The 21,529-nt window shown below is 72.7% G+C and carries 17 protein-coding genes; 10 read left to right on the top strand and 7 right to left on the bottom strand.

Going from position 1 to position 21,529, the window contains the following annotated elements:
- The first annotated feature begins 21 nt into the window (after window positions 1-21).
- Window positions 22-1,779, top strand: a complete 1,758-nt coding sequence (locus ACQP00_RS08660) for a GH25 family lysozyme (RefSeq protein ID WP_433216906.1) — start codon at window positions 22-24, stop codon at window positions 1,777-1,779.
- On the opposite strand, the gene ACQP00_RS08655 is transcribed toward ACQP00_RS08660, so the two are convergent.
- Genes ACQP00_RS08655 through hemG form a run of 3 tightly spaced genes read right to left on the bottom strand, consistent with a single transcriptional unit; the run spans window position 1,769 to window position 7,050 of the window.
- Window positions 1,769-4,978 (bottom strand): GH92 family glycosyl hydrolase, encoded by a 3,210-nt coding sequence (locus ACQP00_RS08655; protein ID WP_433216903.1) that lies wholly within the window; start codon window positions 4,976-4,978, stop codon window positions 1,769-1,771. The genes ACQP00_RS08660 and ACQP00_RS08655 overlap by 11 nt on opposite strands.
- 39 nt (window positions 4,979-5,017) lie before the next feature.
- Window positions 5,018-5,713, bottom strand: a complete 696-nt coding sequence (hemQ, locus tag ACQP00_RS08650; RefSeq protein ID WP_433216900.1) for a hydrogen peroxide-dependent heme synthase — start codon at window positions 5,711-5,713, stop codon at window positions 5,018-5,020.
- Window positions 5,710-7,050 carry a protoporphyrinogen oxidase gene (gene hemG, locus ACQP00_RS08645; protein ID WP_433216897.1) on the bottom strand — a complete coding sequence of 447 codons (1,341 nt, stop codon included), beginning with the start codon at window positions 7,048-7,050 and terminating at the stop codon, window positions 5,710-5,712. The genes hemQ and hemG overlap by 4 nt, the downstream gene beginning before the upstream one ends.
- A 22-nt stretch (window positions 7,051-7,072) precedes the next feature.
- Between hemG and ACQP00_RS08640 the strand changes: the two genes are divergently transcribed.
- Together ACQP00_RS08640 and ACQP00_RS08635 are read left to right on the top strand one after the other, a co-directional pair.
- On the top strand, window positions 7,073-7,831 hold the full coding sequence (locus tag ACQP00_RS08640; protein ID WP_433216894.1) for an SDR family NAD(P)-dependent oxidoreductase: 759 nt from the start codon (window positions 7,073-7,075) through the stop codon (window positions 7,829-7,831).
- A 115-nt stretch (window positions 7,832-7,946) separates the two neighbouring features.
- Entirely contained in the window at window positions 7,947-9,026 is a 1,080-nt protein-coding gene (locus tag ACQP00_RS08635) for a HEAT repeat domain-containing protein (protein WP_433216891.1), read from the top strand.
- Here ACQP00_RS08635 and hemE read toward each other — a convergent pair.
- A complete protein-coding gene (gene hemE / locus ACQP00_RS08630) occupies window positions 9,023-10,036 on the bottom strand; it encodes a uroporphyrinogen decarboxylase (RefSeq protein WP_433216888.1) in 1,014 nt (337 codons plus the stop codon). The two genes, ACQP00_RS08635 and hemE, sit on opposite strands and share 4 nt — an antisense overlap.
- A 69-nt stretch (window positions 10,037-10,105) precedes the next feature.
- Between hemE and ACQP00_RS08625 the strand changes: the two genes are divergently transcribed.
- Window positions 10,106-10,657: a DUF3000 domain-containing protein gene (locus ACQP00_RS08625; protein ID WP_433216885.1), complete on the top strand. Its 552-nt coding sequence runs from the start codon at window positions 10,106-10,108 to the stop codon at window positions 10,655-10,657.
- Between the two features lie 40 nt (window positions 10,658-10,697).
- Here ACQP00_RS08625 and ACQP00_RS08620 read toward each other — a convergent pair whose 3' ends face one another.
- Window positions 10,698-11,618 (bottom strand): hypothetical protein, encoded by a 921-nt coding sequence (locus ACQP00_RS08620; protein WP_433216883.1) that lies wholly within the window; start codon window positions 11,616-11,618, stop codon window positions 10,698-10,700.
- A gap of 103 nt (window positions 11,619-11,721) precedes the next feature.
- Window positions 11,722-12,765: a trypsin-like peptidase domain-containing protein gene (locus ACQP00_RS08615; protein ID WP_433216880.1), complete on the bottom strand. Its 1,044-nt coding sequence runs from the start codon at window positions 12,763-12,765 to the stop codon at window positions 11,722-11,724.
- A gap of 330 nt (window positions 12,766-13,095) precedes the next feature.
- Between ACQP00_RS08615 and ACQP00_RS08610 the strand changes: the two genes are divergently transcribed.
- From ACQP00_RS08610 to ACQP00_RS08585, 6 genes are all read left to right on the top strand, one after another.
- Window positions 13,096-14,367, top strand: coding sequence for an HRDC domain-containing protein (locus ACQP00_RS08610; protein ID WP_433216877.1), 1,272 nt, complete (start codon window positions 13,096-13,098; stop codon window positions 14,365-14,367).
- 91 nt (window positions 14,368-14,458) lie between these two features.
- The gene (locus ACQP00_RS08605) at window positions 14,459-15,652 is read left to right on the top strand and encodes a thiolase family protein (protein WP_433216874.1); all 1,194 of its coding nucleotides are present in this window, start codon (window positions 14,459-14,461) and stop codon (window positions 15,650-15,652) included.
- Window positions 15,649-17,724 (top strand): 3-hydroxyacyl-CoA dehydrogenase NAD-binding domain-containing protein, encoded by a 2,076-nt coding sequence (locus tag ACQP00_RS08600; RefSeq protein WP_433216871.1) that lies wholly within the window; start codon window positions 15,649-15,651, stop codon window positions 17,722-17,724. The genes ACQP00_RS08605 and ACQP00_RS08600 overlap by 4 nt, the downstream gene beginning before the upstream one ends.
- Before the next feature lie 107 nt (window positions 17,725-17,831).
- Entirely contained in the window at window positions 17,832-18,962 is a 1,131-nt protein-coding gene (locus ACQP00_RS08595) for a peptidoglycan DD-metalloendopeptidase family protein (protein WP_433216868.1), read from the top strand.
- Between the two features lie 38 nt (window positions 18,963-19,000).
- Window positions 19,001-19,663 carry a Clp protease N-terminal domain-containing protein gene (locus ACQP00_RS08590; protein WP_433216865.1) on the top strand — a complete coding sequence of 221 codons (663 nt, stop codon included), beginning with the start codon at window positions 19,001-19,003 and terminating at the stop codon, window positions 19,661-19,663.
- Window positions 19,660-20,541, top strand: a complete 882-nt coding sequence (locus ACQP00_RS08585) for an asparaginase domain-containing protein (RefSeq protein WP_433216862.1) — start codon at window positions 19,660-19,662, stop codon at window positions 20,539-20,541. Before ACQP00_RS08590 ends, ACQP00_RS08585 begins: the two co-directional genes overlap by 4 nt.
- On the opposite strand, the gene ACQP00_RS08580 is transcribed toward ACQP00_RS08585, so the two are convergent.
- A complete protein-coding gene (locus ACQP00_RS08580) occupies window positions 20,514-21,500 on the bottom strand; it encodes a hypothetical protein (RefSeq protein WP_433216859.1) in 987 nt (328 codons plus the stop codon). The genes ACQP00_RS08585 and ACQP00_RS08580 overlap by 28 nt on opposite strands.
- Between the last annotated feature and the right edge of the window lie 29 nt (window positions 21,501-21,529).

Below are 21,529 nucleotides of genomic sequence, written 5' to 3'. Positions count from 1 at the left end.
AATTACGTATAGCGTGCCCGAATGCGGAGCCTCCTCGCCGTCGTCATGCTCGCCACGCTGGCCCACCCGGTCTCGCCCGCGGATACCGGTAACGGCCACGCCCAGGCGGGACGGCACGAGGAGGCCGCCGCGGCGACGCCCGGCCCGCGGTACACGGTGCAGGGCATCGACGTCTCCAGCCACGACCACAGCGTCTACAAGACGATCGACTGGGCCGGCCAGGCCGCGCAGGGCGTGCAGTTCGCCTACGTCAAGGCGACCGAGACGAACAACTACATCAACCCGTACTTCGCCCGGGACATCGCCGACGCCAAGCGGGCCGGGCTGCTGGCCGGCGCGTACACCTTCGCCCGCCCCGACCACGGCGACCCGGTCGGCGACGCGAACATCTTCATCGACAACGCGGCCTGGGTGAACGACTCGAAGACCCTGGTGCCGTTCGTCGATCTGGAGTGGCCGTACTTCAACACCGTCGGCGCCTGCTACAACCTCGACCAGACCGCGATGCGCGCCTGGATCCAGGCGTTCCTCGACCAGATCCAGGTCCGCATCGGGCGCAAGGCGATGATCTACACCGCGGCGAGCTGGTGGAACCAGTGCGTCGGCGGCACCAGCCAGTTCAGCTCCTACCCGCTGGACGTGGCCAGTTACAGCGGCACCGCGCCGAAGCTGCCGGGCGGCTGGAGCTCGTGGACGCTGTGGCAGTACGCGGCCGGCGAGAACGACCAGCAGGGCAACTACGACAAGGACGTCTTCAACGGCACCCTCGAGCAGTTGCGCCGGCTGGCCGGGATCGACCCGCCGGAGCCGCTGATCGCCAAGCCGGTCGCGGTCGCCCATCCGGCCACGACCCAGCTGCAGGTGTACACCGACGCCACCCACGGGCTGTCCCAGCGGTACTGGAGCCCGGGCTACGGCTGGTCCAGCTGGAGCAACTTCGGCGGCGGCATCGCCGGCACCCCGCACGTGCTGCAGAACCCGGCGGCCCGCACGGTCGAGGTCTACGCCCGCACCCGCGACGGCCGGCTGGCCCAGAAGTACTGGCTGGGCGGGCGCTGGTCGGACTGGACGGACCTGGGCGGGGACCTGGCCGGCGATCCGGTGGTGTTCTGGAGCCCGCGGTACCGGACGACCGAGATCTACGCCCGCGGCGCGAACGGCCACCTGATGCAGCGCTTCTACAACGGCGGCTGGTCACCCTGGAACGATCTCGGCGGCGACCTCGCGGGCGACCCCGCCGAGGTGCTCTACAACCCGGTCTACAGGACGACCGAGATCTACGCGCGGGGCGCCACCGGCCACCTGATGCAGCTGTACTACGGCGCCGGCTGGTCGGGCTGGCAGGACCTCGGCGGCGACCTGCGCGGCGATCCGGTGGCGTTCCGCAGCCCGCTGCACGGCACCACCGAGATCTACGCCCGCTCGTCCGGCGGAAGGCTCGCCCAGCAGGTGTACACGGGCACGCGGTGGACGGGCTGGACGAACCTCGGCGGCGCGCTGTCCGGCGATCCGGCGGTGTTCTACAACCCGCGGTACCGGACGACCGAGATCTACGCGAACGACGCCGGCACCCTCAAGTACACCCTGGTCATGCCCTTTGGCACGTGGACGCCGTGGACCAGCATCGGCGGGGTCGCGCTCGACACGGACCCCGCCGTGGTGCTCAATCCTTGGACCGGCAACACCGAGATCTATGCCGTCTCCGGCGGCAACCTCGTCACCCAGCTGTGGCTGCGCGACCAGTCCACGTGGACCGGCTGGTCGAACCTCATGCAATGAGCTGCCACTCGGCGAGCTGCGTCTCGGCCGCGCCGTGGTTGGCGGTGATCTGCAGCCGGTACCGCGAATAGGACGCGCTGCCGGTGACCACGAACGCCCGCGTCTGGCGGCGGTCGGCGAAGTCCACATTGGACCGCGTGTCGACCGTCGTCCAGGTGACCCCGTCGTTGGAGCCCTGCAGCGTCCAGGCCCGCGGGTCCCGGCCGGGGACGTCGTCGGCCGAGGTCAGCGTGTACTGCTTGACCGCCACCGACGCCGTCAGCTGGTCGGTGAGCGTGGCCGTGTTCGCGAACGTGAGCCACTTCGTCATCGACGTGTCGTCGGTCAGCTTGTCCCGCGCCTCGCCGGGGCCGTTCTCGCCGCTGGCGGTGAGCGTGCCGCCCGGCGTCCGGTCGGTGAGGCGCGCGGGCGCGGCGGCCCCGGAGGTCAGCGACGGCGGGATGTCGGCCGAGCCGGTCCCCCACGAGGACGGGTTCGGCCCCATCACGAACGCGAGCGTGCCGCCGGCCAGCAGGTCCGCGTGGGTCAGATAGTTCCGGGTGTACGGCACGCCGTTGAGCGTCGCGCTCTGGATGTACCGGTTGGCGTCGCTGACCCCGGGCGCGCTCACCGTGAACGACTTGCCGTTCTCCAGCGCGATGGTGGCCTTCGGGTGCAGCGGCGCGCCGATGGTGTAGTCGGTGCTGCCCATCCGGGCCGGGTAGAAGCCCAGCGCGGAGAAGACGTACCAGGCCGACATCTCCCCGTTGTCCTCGTCGCCGAGGTAGCCGTTGCCGGTCCCGGCGCCCGAGTCGTAGAGCTGGGTCAGCACCCGGCGCACCTGGTTCTGGGTCTTCGCGGGGGTACCGGCGTAGTTGTACATGTAAAGCATGTGGTGAATGGGCTCGTTGGCGTGCGCGTACTGGCCCAGGTTGCCGTCGTACGCCTCGCGCATCTCGTGGATGACCCCGCCGTAGCAGCCCGGCAGGTAGTCCCGGGACGCGGCCAGCACCTGGTCGATCTTCGCCGACATCGCCGCCCGGCTGCCGTAGAGCCCGGCCATGCCCTGCGGGTCCTGCGGGGCGCCCATCGCGTAGTGCCACGGCGCGCCCTCGGTGAACTCGCAGCCCCACAGGTTCGGCTTGAAGTCGGCGTCGCTGGTGCGCCAGTTGCCGTTGCTCTGCCTCCCCCGGAACATTCCTACTGTTGGGGAGTACAGGTTCACGTAATCCAGCGCGCGGTTGCGGAAGTACGCCGCGTCCTCGGTCTTGCCCAGGGCCGAGGCGAGCTGGAAGACGCCGAAGTCGTTGTTGGCGTCCTCGAGCGTCCACGACGCCGACTCGCCCCGCACGTCGGTGGGCACGTACCCCTTGAACGTCGAGACCTCGATGCCCTGGCGGCCGTTCTGATCCGACCCCGCGTACACCGTCGCGTTCTTCACCATCGAGGCGTAGGCGGCGGCGTAGTCGAAGTTCCGCACGCCCTTGACGTAGGCGTCGGCGAACGCCAGGTCCTGGTTGGAGCCGACCATCGCGCCGACGTTCCACGGGCCGGACCAGCGCGGGGTCCAGCCGACCTCCTTGTAGGCGTTGACGAACCCGTCGAGCATCTCGCCGGTGTGGGTGGGGCTCAGCAGCGTCATGAGCGGCCACTCGGCCCGCGAGGTGTCCCAGAAGCCGTTGTTGACGTACATCTGGCCGTCGTGGAGCTGGTTGTCGTACGGGCTGAGGAAGCGCCGCACCCCGTTCACCATCTCGGCGCGGTTGTTCGGGTACATGTTGGCCCGGTACAGGTTCGAGTAGAAGGTCACCAGCTGCGCGTTGCTCGCGCCCTCCAGCCGCACCTTGCCCAGCACGGCGTCCCACTGGGCCTGGGCCTCGGCCCGGACCGTCTCGAAGTCCTTGGCGCCGACCTCCTGGGCCAGGTTGGCCGCGGCCTGGGGCACGCTGATCCACGAGGTGCCGATCCGCAGCGTGACCCGCTGGCCGTTGCCGGTCGCGAAGGTGACCCCGCCCGGGGTGCCGGAGGCGGCGATCGCGGTGTCGACGGTGGCCGAGAAGTACAGCTTCTGGCCGCGGTGGTCCGAGTAGCCGCTGATCGTGCGGGACCCCGGGTCGACGCTGAACGAGCCGCCGGCGCTGTCGATGACGTCGAACAGGATCGCCGAGTCGGACGCGGCCGGGAACGTGAAGCGCATGACGCCGGCGTGGTCGGTCGGGGTCATCTCGGCGGTGATGCCGTAGGTGTCCAGCCGCGTCGCGTAGTAGTGCGCCCGCGCGACCTCGTTGCCGTGGCTGAACGTCGACTTGCGCGCGTCCGGCGACGCCTTCACCCCGCCGGTCATCGGCATCACCTGCAGCTGGCCGTAGTCGCCGATCCAGGGGCTGGGCTCGTGGCTGATCGCGAAGCCCTGCACGGTGGCCGCGTTCCACTGGTACAGCCAGCCGTCGCTGTTGCCGTTCGTGACCGGCGTCCAGAAGTTGAACCCGTTGGGCACCGTCGCGCCCGGGAACGTGTTGCCGCGCGAGTAGCCGAAGTCGGAGTTCGAGCCGCGCCGGGTGTCCACGTAGTTGGCCAGGGTGCCCGGCGTGATCGAGATGTCGTCGAAGTACCCGCGGAACGTGGCGGTGCCGGCCGGCTGGTCGTAGCCGATCAGGATGCGGTCGATCGTCTTGCCGGCCGTGTTCGCGCCGATGTTCGAGGTGACGACGTTCCAGGTGTTGAAGGACAGGACCGAACCGCTGCCCTGGTACTGCGGGTGCACGCGCACCCCGTGCTGGTCCACGGCCCCGGAGTCGCGCAGGTACGTGCCGTCGGTGAAGGCCAGGTCCACGGCGACGTCGAGGTTGCCGCCGCTCTGCGGGAACACCCAGTACGACAGCGTGGTGCCGGCCCCGACCGGGATGTCGACGTCGAAGACCCGGTTGTAGGAGTAGCTCGACGTGGCGCTCGTGTCGGCGCCGGAGTACATCAGGGCGGCCGTGCCGGTGTGCGCGGTCTCGCTGCGCACCCCGCTCTCCATGCCGGTCAGGCCGCAGCAGTACCCGCCGACGCCCGCGCTGCGCTCGACGCTGTCGGTCCACGTCGGCTGCGGGTCGCCGGCCTCGAACGAGGTGCTGAACGTGTCCGGGCCCGCGGCGTGCGCGGGGGTGCCGATGAACGTCAGCAACCCCGCGGCGAGGACCGCGACCATGAGCGCCCTGCCACCCCATCGATGCATATCGACAGGCTGCGGGGTACCGCCGGTTCTGTCAATGCTTTACGGAAGGTTTGCTACCAGATCCGCGATCTCGCGCCGCCGCCCGGTGTAGAACGGGACCTCCTCGCGGACGTGCCGGCGGGCCCGCGACGCGCGCAGCTCGCGCATCAGGTCGACGATGCGGTGCAGCTCGTCGGCCTCGAAGGCCAGGATCCACTCGTAGTCGCCGAGGGCGAAGCTGGCCACCGTGTTGGCCCGCACGTCCGGGAAGCCACGGGCCTGCTGCCCGTGCTCGGCGAGCATCGAGCGGCGCTCCTCGTCCGGCAGCAGGTACCACTCGTAGGAGCGCACGAACGGGTACACGCACACCCACTCCTTGGGCTGCTCCTCGCCCAGGAACGCCGGGATGTGGCTCTTGTTGAACTCGGCCGGCCGGTGCAGCGCCATCTGCGACCACACCGGGGCCATCCGCTGGCCAACGCTGGTGCGGCGGAACCCGGCGTACGCCTCCTGAAGGGCCTCGGCGCTCGGCGCGTGCCACCAGACCATCAGGTCGGCGTCGGCGCGCAGCCCGGCGACGTCGTACGTGCCGCGGACGGTGACGTCCTTGGCCGCCAGGTCGGTGAAGAACGCCGAGACCTGGGTGGCGTCGCGGCTGTCCGCGCCGTAGGGCTGAGCGAGGCGGAACACCGACCACATGGTGTACCGGATGCTGTCGTTGATCTCCCTGATGCGGGCCGCGTTCGTGCTCGTCATGTGCTCGATTCTCCCAACTGCGCTTCGGTCAACTGCGCGATGACCGCCTCGGCGGCGGTGCGCCCGGACGTGATGCACGCCGGGATGCCGACGCCGTCGTAGGCCGCGCCCGCGACCGCGATCGGTGCGTAGGTCTCGATGGTCCGTCGCAGGGCGGCGACCCGGTCCCGGTGCCCGGGCGCGTACTGCGGCAGGGCACCGCCCCAGCGGTACACCCCGCGGTCGAGCTCCTCGGGGAGCGCGTCGACGCCGATCAGCCGCGCGACCTCGGCCCGGACCACGTCGGCCAGCCCGTCGTCGGTGCGCTGCAGCTGGGCCTCGTCGCCGTGCCGGCCGACGGACGCGCGCAGGATCGTCACCCCGGGCCGGCGCAGGTGCGGCCACTTGCGGTCGAAGAACGTGACCGCCTTGACCGCGAGGCCCTCGGTGGCGGGGACCAGGAAGCCGGACAGCTCGGGCAGCTTGGTGGCGGGCAGCGCCAGCGCGACCAGCGCGATGCTCGCGTACTCGAGCTCGAGGGTCTGCACGTCGTCCAGCAGCCGGCTCGCGTTCGGGGCGGGGACGGCGAGCACGACCGCGTCGGCGTCGAGCGTCTCGGCGTCCCGGGTCGAGCCCAGGACGAGCCGCCAGCCCTTTGCGGTTTGTTGGAGCTCGCGGACGGTGACGCCGCTGCGCACGTCAGGCAGGTTTTGGGTGATGGCCTGGACGAACCGGCCCATCCCGCCGTCCGCGATGGCGCCGAAGACCGGTGCGCCCGGCTCGCGCGGGCTTGTCGCGTTTTTCAGCGCGGCGGTCAGCGTGTCGTGCCGCTCGGCCGCGGCGGCCAGGTTGGGGATCGCCATGCGCAGCGACAGCTTGTCGGCGCGGCCGGCGTACACCCCGCCCAGCAGCGGCTCGACGTAGTGGTCGACCACCTCGTCCCCGCGCCGGGGCCGGACGAACGCGCCGACCGAGATGTCCGCGTTTTCGTTGAGGAGCGGGCCGTCGCCCGGTGGATCCTCGCCTTCGAGGGGGATCCCCATCAGCGTGCCGGACGGCAGGTCCCGCAGGTGGCCGCCGATCGCGACCGCGGCCCGGGCCGGGCCCGGGTGCACGACGGCGTCGCCGAGGCCGACCTCGTGGGCCAGCTCGACGGCCGCGGACGGGCCGCCGACCAGGAAGGACTCCGCCCCGCGCTCGACCGGCAGGCCGGCCAGGGAGCCGGTGGACAGCTTGCCGCCGGGGCGCTCCCGCTGGTCGAGCAGGATCACGTCGAGGTCTGGTCGCAGCGTGTGCAGCCGGTGGGCCGCGGCCAGTCCGGCGATGCCGCCCCCGACGACCACGACGCGCTTTGTCATACCTGGAGTCTATTGTCGCGGCATGGATGACGACCGGGTGGCAGTGATCACGGGCGCGGCTCACGGCATCGGCCGGCGGACCGCCGAGGTGCTGGCCGATGAGGGCTACCTGCTGGCCGTCATCGACCGCGAGCCCGTCTCGGCCTTCGACGCGCTCTCGTTCGTCGGCGACGTCTCCGACGAGGACGACGTGGAGCGCTTCGTGGAGCTGGTGGAGGCCCGCTACGGCCGGGCCGACGTGCTGGTCAACAACGCGGGCATCGCCTCGATCGGCCCGGCCGAGGAGACCACGGCGGCCACCTGGCGCCGCGTGCTGGAGGTCAACCTGACCGGCCCGTTCCTGCTCAGCCAGGCGTTCGGCCGCCGGATGCTGGTCCGCGGGGCGGGTTCGATCGTGAACATCGCCTCGGTGGCCGGGCTGATGGGCGTGGCCGACCGGGTGGCCTACAACGCCAGCAAGCACGGCCTGATCGGGCTGACCCGGACCCTGGCGGTCGAGTGGGGCGGGCGCGGCGTGCGGGTCAACGCGGTCTGCCCGGGCTGGGTCAAGACCGAGATGGACGACGCCTCCCAGGCCGAGGGCGCCTACGTGGACACCGACATCACCGAGCACGTGCCGATGGCCCGGTTCGCCCAGCCGGACGACATCGCCAAGGCGGTGGCGTTCCTGGCCGACCCGGCCCGCAGCGGCTTCGTCAACGGCGCGGCCCTGTCGGTCGACGGCGGCTGGGCGGCCGACGGCTCCTGGCAGTCACTGCGCCTGGACAGCCGGTCCCGTTGATCTCCCGAATGTGTGTCGATATGTCAGTGAGTAGGGTGATCGTCCGTCCCTCCTTGTCCTTCTGAGGGTTGAACCCCTCTGGAAGATCGCCGCTGCGGGGCGCACACTCTCGGGGATGAGCGACCTCGCGTCCTCCCGACCAGTGCCCGACGAGCCGCCGGACCCGCGCCCCGGTGGCCCCTCCGACGTGTCCGGGCTGTTCCCGAGCGCCTCGGAGCTGTACGTGCCGGCCGCCCGGGAGCCCTCCGATCTGGACGAGCTGGCTCTGAGCCCGCTGGCCGAGGTGATCGCCGACCTGGCCGATCTGCGCACCGAGAGCGGCGGCTCGCCCTTCGCCGCGGACGCCGGCCCGGACGACGCCGAGCCGACCGCGCAGAGCATCGCGGCCCTGCTGAGCTCCCCGGCGACCCGCCCGGCCGAGCTCGCGGACGCGGTGGCCTGGTGCTACGACGACACGGCGCTGCCGCTGCTGCTGCCGCTGGCCCGCCACCCCGACGCGGGCGTGCGCCGGGCGGTGGCCCAGGCCCTGCCGAGCGTGCTGGGCGAGGCGGCGGCCGACGACACCGTGCACGCCCTGATCCTGCTCAGCGCCGACCGCGACGACGACGTGCGCGACTGGGCCTGCTTCGCGCTGGGCACCCAGCTGTCCGAGATCGACTCGGCCACCGTGCGCGGCGCCCTGGCCGCCCGGCTCGACGACCCGCACGACGACACCCGCTGCGAGGCGCTGCTGGGCCTGGCCCGCCGCCGCGACACCCGGGTGCTGCCGGTCCTGCGCGAGCGGCTGGCCCGCGACAACGTGTTCTCGCTGGAGATCGACGCGGCCGGCGCGCTCGGCCACGCCTCGCTGCACACCCTGGTCCGCGGGCACCTGTCCGGCTGGGACGACGACGTGGTGGCCCGGGTCTGTGCGGCGCTGCGCCTCACCGACCCCGACGGCGTCGGCGACGACCTGCTCGACGGCCTGGCCGACTGGTTCCGGGCCGGCGCCCCGCACGCCACCGACGAGGACCGCTACTGGTGGGCGGTCACGCTCCAACTCCTGGAGCACGCCGAGTACCGGGCGCCCGAGATCGCCGAGCAGGTGCACTACCGGCTGCAGGCGGCCGAGCCCGCCACCGGGCTGATGCTCGGCTCGCGGCTCTCCCAGCTCGCCGGCGACCACGGCTGGCCGCGCTGGAGGCCGAACTACTAGCCCTCGGTGTGGACCAGGTCGACCAGGCGGGTGAGCGCGTCCGGGTCGGTCTCAGGCAGTACACCGTGGCCGAGGTTGAAAATGTGGCCGGGTGCCTTGGCGCCCTCGGCCAGCACGCGGCGGGCCTCGGTGGCCACGACCTCCCAGGGCGCCAGCAGCGTGCAGGGGTCGAGGTTGCCCTGCAGCGCCTTGCCGGGGACCCGGCTCGCGGCCACGTCCAGCGGCGTGCGCCAGTCGACGCCCACCACGTCCGCGCCCGCCTCGGCCATGGCGGGGAGCAGCTCGCCCGTACCGACGCCGAAGTGGATCCGGGGAACTCCCAGGCCGGCGAGCACGGCCTGGGAGTGGGGCAGCACGTAGCGCCGGTAGTCGGCCTCGGACAGCGCGCCGGCCCAGGAGTCGAACAGCTGGATCGCGTCGGCGCCGGCCTCGATCTGCACCTGCAGGAACGTCCGGGTGATCTGGGCCAGGCGCGAGCACAGGGCGTGCCAGACGTCGGGGGCGCCGTACATGAGCGCCTTGGTCTTGGCGTGGTGCCGCGACGGGCCGCCCTCGACGAGGTAGCTGGCCAGCGTGAACGGGGCGCCGGCGAAGCCGATCAGCGCGGTGTCGCCCAGCTCGGCCACCAGCAGCCGGACCGACTCGGCCACGAACCCGACGGCCTCCGGCTCGAGCCCGCCGATCGCCTCGACGTCGGCCATGGTCCGCACCGGCTCGGCCACCACCGGGCCCGTCCCCGCCACGATGTCGAGGTCGATGCCGGCGGCCTTCAGCGGGACCACGATGTCGCTGTACAGCACGGCCGCGTCGACCTTGTGCCGGCGCACCGGCTGGAGGGTGATCTCGCAGACCAGGTCGGGCCGGCGGCAGGCGTCCAGCATGCCGATGCCGGCGCGCACCTCGTGATATTCGGGCAGCGACCGGCCGGCCTGTCGCATGAACCAGACGGGAACGTGGGGCACGGCCTCGCCCCGGGCGGCGCGCAACAACAGTTTCGTCATCGGGTCCATCGTTTCACTCAGTGTGCACCGGCGGCGCGGCGGCACCCCCTGCGCACGTTTCGGTCTTAGTCTTCCGTTATGGCGCCATCGACCGCGACTCCCCCCACGTTCACCCGGGCGGTGGAGGATTTGCGCGCCGTGACCACCAGGCCGGAGATCACCCTCGAGGAGGTCCCGGCGCCGCAGCGGCTGGCTCCCTTCGCCCACGCCATCAGCGGCACCGTGCTGCGCCACGGCGACGAGGTGGCCACGGGGCGGCTGATCCTGCTGCACGACCCGGCCGGCCACGACGCCTGGGACGGCACGATGCGGCTGGTGACGTACGTGACCGCCGAGCTGGAGGCCGAGCTGGCCACCGACCCGCTGCTGCCCGGGGTCGGCTGGAGCTGGCTGGTGGACGCGCTCGACGGGCACAACGCGGCCTACACGGCGATCGGCGGCACGGTCACGCAGACGATGTCGACCCGGTTCGGCGACCTGGCCGGTCCGCCGGCCGCGGCCGACCTGGAGATCCGGGCCTCGTGGACGCCGACCGACGAGGACATGCAGTCCCACGTGCACGCGTGGTGCGCGCTGCTGGCCTCCACGGCGGGCCTGCCGCCACCCGGGGTCACCGCGCTGCACGCATGAAAAAACGGGCCCCCTGTCCAGGAGGCCCGTTCTTTCGTTCTTAAATCCCGAGGATGACCTGCGCCTCGTTGCAGGGCTTGTCCATCTCGTTGATCTTGTTCTGGGTGGTCGTCTTGTCGCCCGCGGCCGAGGCGTCGAGGGCCTCCAGCAGCAGCTTCAGGCACTGGCCGATGACGTCGCGCTGGCGCTTGGCCTCGGTGCTGTCGGCCTGGGTGCCGCGCAGGTCCTGCTGCGACTTGCTCAGCTCGTCGGCCTTGGCCTGCAGGTCCTTCTTGGTCGAGTCGAGGTCCTTGTTCGTCTGGTCGAGCGAGGCCTGACGCTGGGCCGAGGTGTTCTCGGACTTGTCGAGCTTGCTGGACTTGTCGACGTACAGGCCGACGAACACGCCCGCGGCGATGACCGCGAGGGCCAGGAGGCTCGCCAGCAGCGGCACCGCGATGCCGCGCTTCTTGGCGGGCTCGGCCGGCGGCGGGTAGAGCGGCTGGCCCGGGAAGCCGGTGGTGGGCGGGCCGGAGACCGGGCCGTAGGCGACCGGCGGGCCGGACATCGGCGGGCCCGACATGGGCGGCGCGGACATCGGCGGGGCCGACTGCTGCATGGGGGCGGTCGGCGGGGCCGAGACCGACGGGTCGAGGCTATAGGAGGCCTCGCCGCCGTACGCCGGCAGCTGCGAGGTGCCCTGGTCGTGGGTCGGCTGCGGCTGCGGCGGCACGGGCTGGCCGTACTGCGGGGCCGGCTGGCCGTACTGCTGCTCGGCGGGCTGGCCGTACTGCGGCTGCGCCGGCTGGCCGTACTGCGGCTGGGCCGCCTGCTCACCGTAGGGCGACACCGGCGCGGCGGCCGGGTAGCCGCTGGTCGGAGCCTGCTGGGGCGGCGGCGGGTAGGCGCCGGCCGGGGCGTTGGGGTCGGGGTAGCCGTATCCCTCGTTCGGGTTCCCCTGGGGGCTTCCGGGGTATGTCATGGTCTCTTCCTCCTGGTGGCCCCGCCGGGCAGCGCCCCGGCGGGAGGTCGTACTACCGGCGCGTCCGGGAGCGCCGGCGGTGAAGCGGGTTCAGACGGACGGGTCAGCAGACCGACGGCACCGTGTCGCACACCACGGAGATCGGGATGGCCAGGCCGATGCCCTCGGCCTGCTGCGCCTTCAGGGTCGCGACGCCGACCACCTCCTTCTTGGCGTTGAACACGGGACCCCCGGAGTTGCCCGGGTTGATGGCCGCGTCGAACTGCATCAGCTGCTCGCCGTTGAGGGTCCGGAAGGCGCTCACGACACCCGTGGTGACGGTGTCCTCGAGGCCCATCGGCGAGCCGATGACGAGCACGGGCTCGCCGACCTTCGGCACGGTGGCGGCCGCCGAGAGCTTGGCGAAGTCCTCGTCGGTGTGCAGCACGGCGAGGTCCTTGTCCGGGTGGACCTCGATGATCTTGGCCGGGAAGCGCTGGTCGGTGCGCTCGAGGCTGACGTCCTTCTCGCCCTTCTCGTACGCGTCGGCGACCACGTGGTAGTTCGTGATCAGGTTCGTGCCGCCGCCCTGCGGGGCCTTGCCGACCGCGAACCCGGTGCCGATCGCGTACTTGGTGGTGACCCGGAAGACGCTCGGGCGCACGGTCGCGGCCACCTCGGGCGCGTCCAGGCTGCCGCCGGTCTTCTGCTCCAGCTTGTCGGCCCGGTCCTCCAGCGCCTTCAGCCGGGACGCGTCGCCGGCCGCGGCGGTCTTGGCGGCCGCGTCGGCCTTGTCGACCTTCTTCTCCAGGTCGACGATGAACGCCGTCTGCAGGCCGGCCACGATCAGCAGCAGCACCGCGATGACCAGGGCGATCGCGGCCAGCGGGCTGCGCTTCGGCCCGGCCGGCACCGGCGGCACGCTGTGCGGGGAGATGCTGTGCGGCGGCGCGCTCTGCGGGGCCGGCGCGGGGCCGGAGACCGGCCAGGAGCTGGTGGGCTGCGGCGGGACGGAGTGCGTGGGGATCGACCCGGTCTGGGTGATCCTCGGGGGAAGTGGACCGAGTCGTTCCGAGTCGTCGCCCGGCGCGGCATGCCGCGGGCGCTCGTCGTACCCATCGGAACTGCCGGAAGCCACCGGGTTGGAGGGGTCATACCCGGCCGTCATGCTTCTCGTTTCCTTCCTGTCACGGTTCCACCCGTTTCGCCGGAAGTCCGGCCTCGGCGTGAGGCCACCGGCGATACCGCGGTCGGCCCTCAATCTAGACGGCGGGCACAAGTGCCGCGACCTCCGATGCAGCCTGTGTACAGAACCGGACCGCCCGCGCTGACGAACCGTACCGGCAAGGACCGCACCCTGTCCGTCCCGTTTCCAGTGGCTCCCGCCACCGTTTCCGACGACCCCTCATACCGTTTCCGGCGGCTCCGGACAGTCAAGAACGCCGACGCGCCGGACCGGCTGCACACAGGGACCTATGGCGCAACGTACGGTTGTCGCGTGACCGACGAACCCCCCGCGCGGCGTCGGGACGAGGAGCCAGACAGTCCGGGCAATCCGGACCCAACAACCGAGCCCGTCCTGCTGACCGCCCCCCGAGACGGGACCCCCGAGCCGATCGCGGATCGAGCCGAGCTGGCGCGCGCCGTCGAGCGCTTCGCCCAGGGCACCGGCCCGGTCGCCGTGGACGCCGAGCGCGCCTCCGGCTACCGGTACACCCACCGCGCCTACCTGGTGCAGCTGCGCCGGGCCGGCGCGGGCACCGTGCTGATCGACCCGCTGCCGTTCGGCCAGCTGCCGGAGCTCGACGAGGCCATCTCGCCGACGGAGTGGATCCTGCACGCCGCCAGCCAGGACCTGCCCTGCCTGACCGAGCTCGGGCTGCGGCCCACTCGGCTGTTCGACACCGAGCTCGCGGCCCGCCTGTGCGGGTTCGAGCGGGTCGGGCTGGCCGCGCTGACCGAGTCCCTGCTCGGGTACACGCTGGAGAAGCACCACTCGGCCGCCGACTGGTCCACGCGCCCGCTGCCGGCCTCCTGGCTGACCTACGCCGCCCTCGACGTCGAGCTGCTGCTGCCGCTGCGCGACACGCTCGCCGAGGAGCTGGCCAAGCAGGGCAAGACCGAGTGGGCCGCGCAGGAGTTCGCCGCGCTCGTCGCCTCGGCCGGCGACCCGCCGCGGGTGCGGGCCGACCCGTGGCGGCGCACCTCCGGCATCCACCGGGTCCGCGGTGCCCGCGCGCTGGCCCGGGTCCGCGCCCTGTGGACCGCCCGCGACGAGATCGCCCAGCGCCGCGACGCGAGCCCCGGCCGGGTGCTGGCCGACGCGGCCATCATCGCCGCGGCCGAGAACGACCCGAAGGACGAGCGCTCGCTGCTGGCCCTGGCCGGGTTCGGCGGGCGCTCGGCGCGCCGGCTGGCCCCGACGTGGCTGACCGCGCTGTCGGACGCCCGGGCGCTGTCGGACAAGGAGCTGCCGACCACCCCGCCGTCGGAGGGGCCTCCCCCGCCGCACCGGTGGGCCGAGCGCGATCCGGTCGCGGCGGCCCGCCTGGCCCGGTGCCGGGAGCTGGTGACCACGCTCGCCGCGACGCACCACCTGCCGCCGGAGAACCTGATCACCCCGGATTCGGTACGGCGCCTGGCCTGGTCGCCCCCCGAGGAGCTCACCGACGAGGCGGTGGCCGCGGTGCTCGCCGGCTTCGGCGCGCGCCCCTGGCAGGTCGGCCTGGTCTCCCCCGGCCTCACGGAGGCGCTCAAGATCCCGGAGTGAGCCCGGGGTGCGCCCGAGTGAAGGGGTTCACAGCTCCTGGCGACTTACTGGCGAGTAACATAGCCGGTACTTAGTCGCTAGGAGGACACCCGTGCCCCGTGCTGTCCGCGACGTCGTCTTCGTCGACGGCGTGCGCACCCCGTTCGGCAAGGCCGGTGGGATGTATGCCAACACCCGCGCCGATGACCTGGTCATCCGCTGCATCCGCGAGCTGCTGCGGCGCAACCCGCAGCTGCCGCCGGAGCGCGTCGACGAGGTGGCCATCGCGGCCACCACACAGACCGGCGACCAGGGCCTGACCATCGGCCGGACCGCCGCGCTGCTCTCCGGCCTGCCCAAGACCGTGCCCGGCTACGCCATCGACCGCATGTGCGCGGGCGCCCTGACCGCGGTGACCACCGTGGCCGGCGGCATCGCGTTCGGCGCCTACGACGTGGCGATCGCCGGCGGCGTCGAGCACATGGGGCGCCACCCGATGGGCGAGGGCGTCGACCCGAACCCGCGCATCCTCGCCGAGAAGCTCGTCGACCCGTCCGCGCTGGTCATGGGCTCCACCGCGGAGAACCTGCACGACCGGCTGCCCGGCATCACCAAGGAGAGGGCCGACAAGTTCGGCTACGCCTCGCAGGTCCGCACGGCCGCCGCGTACGCCGCCGGCAAGCTGCAGCCCGACCTGGTCAGCGTGGCCACCCGCGACCCGGAGACCGGCTGGGGCCTGGCGACCGTGGACGAGGCGCCGCGCGAGACCAGCCTGGAGAAGCTCGCCACCCTCAAGACGCCGTTCCGCCCGCACGGCCGGGTCACCGCGGGCAACGCGGCCGGCCTGAACGACGGGGCCACCGCCTCGATCATCGCCGCCGAGGACGTGGCCCGCGAGCTCGGCCTGCCGGTCGGCATGCGGCTGGTGTCCTACGGCTTCGTCGGCGTCGAGCCCGAGGTGATGGGCTACGGCCCGGTCCCGGCGACCGAGAAGGCGCTGCGCCTGGCCGGCCTCACCATCGAGGACATCGGCCTGTTCGAGCTGAACGAGGCGTTCGCCGTACAGGTGCTGGCCTTCTTGGACCACTTCGGCATCGCCGACGACGACCCGCGGGTCAACCCGTGGGGCGGCGCGATCGCCGTCGGGCACCCGCTGGCCTCCTCGGGCGTGCGGCTGATGACCCAGCTGTCCCGGCAGTTCGCCGAGCGGCCCGACGTGCGCTACGGGCTGACCGCCATGTGCGTCGGCATCGGCATGGGCGCGTCCGTGATCTGGGAGAACCCCAACTGGAAGGGCGACAAGTGACCGCCGCGCTGACCAACCCCAACGAGGTCGTCACGAAGGCCCTCCTGCGCTTCGTGACCCTGCCCGGCCGCGAGCGGGCCGCCGTCATCACGCTGGACAACGGCTTCGACCACACCAAGCCGAACTCGTTCGGCCCGGGCGGCCTGGCCAGCCTGGAGGCCGCGATCGACGAGGCCGTGGCGGCGAGCCCGAAGTTCATCGCGCTGACCGGCAAGCCCTACATCTTCTGCGTCGGCGCCGACATCACCGGCATGCCCCTGCTGACCGCCCGCGAGCAGGCGGTCGAGCTGGGCCGCTACGGCCACCGGGTCTTCAAGAAGTTCAAGGATTCGCCGGTACCGACCTTCGCCTTCATCAACGGCGCGGCGATGGGCGGCGGCCTCGAGGTCGCGCTGCACTGCCACTACCGGACGGTCTCCTCCGGCGCGGCCGCCCTGGCCCTGCCCGAGGTCGCGATCGGCCTGGTGCCCGGCTGGGGCGGCACCCAGCTGCTGCCGAACCTCATCGGCATCGCCCCGGCGGCGCAGGTCATCCTGCAGAACCCGCTGACCCAGAAGCAGCTCAAGCCGGCCCAGGCCCACGAGTTCGGCATCGCCGACGCCATCTTCGAGCCGGCCGACTACCTCGAGCGCTCCCTGGAGTGGGCCGCGGGCGTGGTCGACGGCACGATCACGGTGACCCGCCCGGAGATCGACCGGGACATGTGGGACGGGGTGCTGTACTTCGCCAAGGCCCAGCTCGACGAGCGCCTGCACGGCGCCGTGCACTCGGCCAACAAGGCGCTCGAGCTGCTCGCCCTGGCCAAGGACGCGTCGTTCGAGGACGGGACGGCGGCGGAGGACGCGGCCCTCGCCGACCTGATCATGGGTGACCAGGCGCGGGCCAGCCTCTACGCCTTCGACCTGGTGCAGCGCCGGGCCAAGCGGCCCGCGGGCGCGCCGGACCGGAACCTGGCCCGGGACGTCACCAAGGTCGGCATCGTCGGCGCCGGGCTGATGGCCTCCCAGCTGGCGCTGCTGTTCGTGCGCCGCCTCGAAGTGCCAGTAATCCTTACTGACCTGGATCGGGAGCGCGTCGACAAGGGCGTCGGCTACGTGCACGCCGAGATCGAGAAGCTGGTGAGCAAGGGCCGCCTCGACGCCGGGCGGGCCGCGAAGTACAAGGGCCTCATCGGCGGCTCGGTCGACAAGGCCGCGTTCGCCGACGCCGACCTCGTGCTGGAGGCGGTCTTCGAGGACCTCAAGGTCAAGAAGCAGGTCTGGGCCGAGGTCGAGGCGATCGTCCGCGACGACTGCGTGCTGGCCACCAACACCTCCTCGCTGTCGGTCACCGACATGGCGGCCGACCTCGCCCACCCGGAGCGGGTCGTCGGCCTGCACTTCTTCAACCCGGTCGCGATGATGCCGCTGCTGGAGATCGTGCGGGCGGACCGGACCGACGACGCCACCCTGGCCACCGCGTTCGCCGTGGGCAAGGCCCTGAAGAAGTCCTCGGTGCTGGTCAAGGACGCCCCGGCGTTCGTGGTCAACCGCCTGCTGACCCGCTTCCTGGGCGTGGTGACCGGCGCGGTCGACAACGGCACCCCGATCGACGTGGCCGACTCGGCCCTCGACCCGCTCGGCCTGCCGATGCGCCCGATGGCCCTGCTGACCATGGTCGGCCCGGCGGTCGCGCACCACGTGGCCGAGACCCTGCACCACGCGTTCCCGGACCGCTTCGGCGTCTCCGCGAACCTGGCCAAGGTCGTCGGGGCCGGCAAGCGCGGCTTCACCGACAAGGAGGGCAACCCCGACCCCGAAGTGCTCGCCCTGCTGGAGGTCGGCGACTCCCCGTCCACCGCCGAGGAGCTGCGCGAACAGGCCACCTCGGCGCTCGCGCAGGAGATCCGGCTGATGCTGGACGAGGGCGTGGTGGCCGACGCCCGGGACATCGACCTGTGCATGATCCTCGGCGCGGGCTGGCCGTTCCACCTGGGCGGCGTCACCCCGTACCTGGACCGCGAGGGCATCTCCGAGAAGGTGACCGGCGCGCGTTTTCTCGCGGAAGGCGTGGCAAACGCCCCGAACGGGTGATCCTTTTCTGAAATACCGCATTTCGGACCCCGTCAACGCCTAGCGTTGGCGGGGTTCGCGGTCCCCCCGGCCGGAGCAGGACTCCATCTCGACCCCGGGGGTGCACCATGTCCTTGTCCAAAATCGGCGCCGCGCTAGGCGTCCTGGTCGCATCCGTGGCCATCTCCCCCGCCGCCGCGCAGGCCGCGACCGCCGCGACGGTCGTCTCCCCCAAGCGCCCGCTGAACGTCCGCGAGGGCGCCGCGGTGTGGACCCGCTCCCTGCGCACCCTGCCCAACGGCACCGCCGTGCAGATCGAGTGCCAGGTCAAGGGCCAGCTGATCGACCAGGGCCCGGTCCGCGTCACCGACCAGTGGGACCGGCTCACCGACGGCAGCTTCATCAGCGACGCCTGGGTCCGCCGCGGCCCGGCCGCCCCCGCGTGCACGCCGGCCCAGCAGACCGCGGCCCCCACGGCGGCCGCCGCGGCCGCGGGCGCGACCACCGCCGGCACCGTCGCCTCGGGCGCCATCCCGCTGAAGGCCCGCAGCGGCCCGGCCCGCGCCGCGTTCCTCTACAGCGGCCTGCCCAACGGCACCGCGCTGAACATCGCCTGCCAGGTCCAGGGCGAGCCGATCACCGGCACCATGCGCGCCACGGCCGCCTGGGACCGCCTCGACTCCGGCGCCTACGTCTCCGACGCGTACGTCAAGCGCACCGCCGAGCCCCCGGCCTGCGCCGCCACCGCCGCCCCGGCCGCACCCGCCCCCGCACCCGCGCAGGCCGCGCCGGTTGCCGAGGCGGGCCGCTGGGTGAGCCCGCTGCCCGGCTTCTCGGCCCGGCCCGGCTTCCGCACCCCGACCAACCCGAACCACGTGGGCGTCGACATCATGTCGTTCGTCGGCACCCCGATCCACGCCGCGGCGGCCGGGACCGTCCTCGAGGTGGTGTGCAACATCGAGGCCGGCCACAGCTGCGACCAGACCGGCAGCGCCTCGATCGGCGGCTGCGGCTGGTACGTCAAGCTCCAGCACGCCGGCGGCGTCTCCACGCTGTACTGCCACATGGTCCGCCGCGGCGTCGTCAAGCCCGGCCAGAAGGTGGCGGCCGGCCAGGTCATCGGCTACGTCGGCAGCTCCGGCAACTCCTCCGCGCCGCACCTGCACTTCGAGGTCCACGTGCACACCCCGCCGACCTCGCCCGGCAACGCCATCGACCCGCTGCCCTTCATGCGCACGCACGGCGCCTCGATCGGCTGACGCTGCTATAACCCCGCTGGGGGTATACCCTCGGTGGCGTGCCGAAAATCAACGTCTACCTGCCCGACGAGCTCGCCGAGGCGGTGAAGGCGGCCGGAATACCGGTCTCCGCGATCTGCCAGCGGGCGCTGGAGCAGGCGGTACGCCGGGTCACCGCGATCCGCGAGACCGTCAGCGGCCTCGGCGACGGCGACCTCGACGACGCCGCGCTGGCCGCGCGGTTGCCCCATCTCACCGCTCGCGCCCGCACGGTCCTCAAGCTGGCCGGCGCGCACGGCCGCCCCGTCGGCACGGCGGAGCTGCTCGGCGCGCTCGTCGACGAGGGCGCCAACCTGGCCCTGCACGTCCTGCGGGCGATCGAGATCGACCCGGCCCGGGTCACCGAGGCGCTGGCGACCCGGCCGAGCCGGCCGGAGACCACCGAGGCCACCACCGCCCTGGAGCTGGCGGTCAGCGAGGCCACCGCGCTCGGGCACAACTACGTCGGCTGCGAGCACCTGCTGCTCGGCCTCATCGCCGAGCCCGACGGCGCCGCCGGCCAGGTGCTGCGCTCGCTGGGCGCCGAGCTGCGGCTGACCCGCCGCGCCGTGTCGGCCGCCCTCGCCGGCTACGTGCACCTCCAGGCCCAGACCCCGTCCGTCGAGGCGGCCCTGAAGCCCCTGCTGGAGCGCATCGAGCGGCTGGAGTCCCGGCTCGAATGAGACTGCTCCTGCTGGCCACCAAGGACACCATCGCCTACCGCGACGGCTTCGTCGCCACCGGCGCCGAACTGCTCGAATCCGTGGCCACGACCGCGGACGTCACCGTCGAAGACCTGCTGACCGAGCCCGGCTTCGACACCACCCCCGGCACCATGGCCGCGACCGCCCGCCGGGTCCGCAAGGCCCTGGGCGAGGACGGCTTCCAGGGCGTCGTCGTCACGCACGGCACCGACACCCTGGAGGAGGCCGCCTACCTGACCGACCTCATGGCCGGCGCGGCCGCGGCCCGGGGCAGCATCGTCTACACCGCCGCCGCGCACCCCGCCGACGGCCCGGCCAACCTCGCGGCCGCCCTCGCTGCCGCCGCCGATCCGGCCCTGCGCGGCCTGGGCGCGGTCGCGTGCGTCTCCGGCGATCTGCACGCCGCCCGCTGGGTACACCAGGCCACCACCGGCACGTTCACCTCATCCCCGCACGAGCCGCTCGGACGCGGCCGCGCGCCGCTGCGACCCCAGCCGGCCCCGCCCGGCGAGATCGAGACGAACGTCGCCCTCATCAAGGCGTACCCGGGGATCGAAGCCAACCTCCTCACCACGGCCGTCGACGCCGGTGCGCGCGGCATCGTCCTGGAGGGCACCGGCGCGCACAACGTCCCCGTCTCCCTGCTCGGCGCCATCACCGACCTGGTCGCCTGGGACATCCCGGTGGTCGTCTGCTCCCGCGCCCGCACGGCCGGCCCGCCACAGCTCCCGGACGGCCTCGCGGCCCAGGTCGGCGCGATCCTGACCGATCTGCCGGCGGGCAAGGCCTTCGTCGCGCTGATGGTCGCGCTCGGGGGCGACCCGCGGGTCTACTTCGCAGCCCTCTCGGCGCCGTAGACCGCGAGCGCGCGGAAGGCGGCCTTCGGCGTCCACGAGCCGTCCGGGAGCACCCGCACGATCCCGCGCGCGGCCAGGTCGAAGTCGCGCGCCGGATCCTCGGTGGTGGGCAGGTGCCGGTTCGCGAACGTGTACACGAACGCCGCCTCCACCCCGCCCGCCTCGTAGTCGCGCAGCAGCTCGACGACGTACCGCGCCTGCCCCTCCTCGTCCCGTTCCAGCTCCGCGGTGAGCGCGACCGCGCGCCCGTCCGGCCCGTAGGTCACCGGCTCCGGCTTCCCCGCCACGTCCCCGGCCCCGCGGAAGGTGCAGCAGCCGAACTCGGTCGCCGCGTACGGCTTGCCCTGCCCCACCGCCGCCGCCAGCGTCAGCGGGAAGCTCGCGGCGTTGGAGGCATCCCGGTAGCCGCCGTCGCTCGCCACGATGTCGAAGGGCGCCCAGTCGACGGCCTCCAGCGGCACCGACGCGTAGCCGACCGGCCCGCCGAACCGGGCCCGCACCTGCGGCACCAGCTCCGCGAAGAACGCGCGCACGGCCGCCTGCGCGGCGGGGATGGCCGCCCGCAGCGCCGCCAGGTCGGTGAAGTCGGGCCGGCCGCCGGGCACGAAGCCGTCGGTGAACAGGCTGATCTCCGAACCGGTGAGGTACACGACGCGCGCCCCGGCGACGCGCAGCTTCTCCGCCCGCTCCGCGCCGTCGAGCAGGAACGCGCGCAGTCCGGCGCGATCGAGGCCGTTGGTGAACGGGCAGTACCAGACCTCGAGCCCCACCTCGGCGGCCAGCCCCGCGGCGAGTTCCAGCCGGTCCGGCACCCCGCCGGTGATCCGCACCGCGTCGCAGCGCAGCTCCTCGCGGATCACCCGCAGGTCCCGCCGCACCACCTCGGGGTCGAACGGCTCGTGCGTGGTCGACCCGCCGCTGGTGAACCCGGTGTCGTAGTTGATCCCGAACACGCGCATGCCCACTCCTCGCCGACAGGGTACGGACC

This window comes from Dactylosporangium sp. CS-047395, from assembly GCF_050942185.1.
Classification (GTDB): domain Bacteria; phylum Actinomycetota; class Actinomycetes; order Mycobacteriales; family Micromonosporaceae; genus Dactylosporangium.
This window is presented reverse-complemented; position numbering and strand designations above follow the sequence as displayed.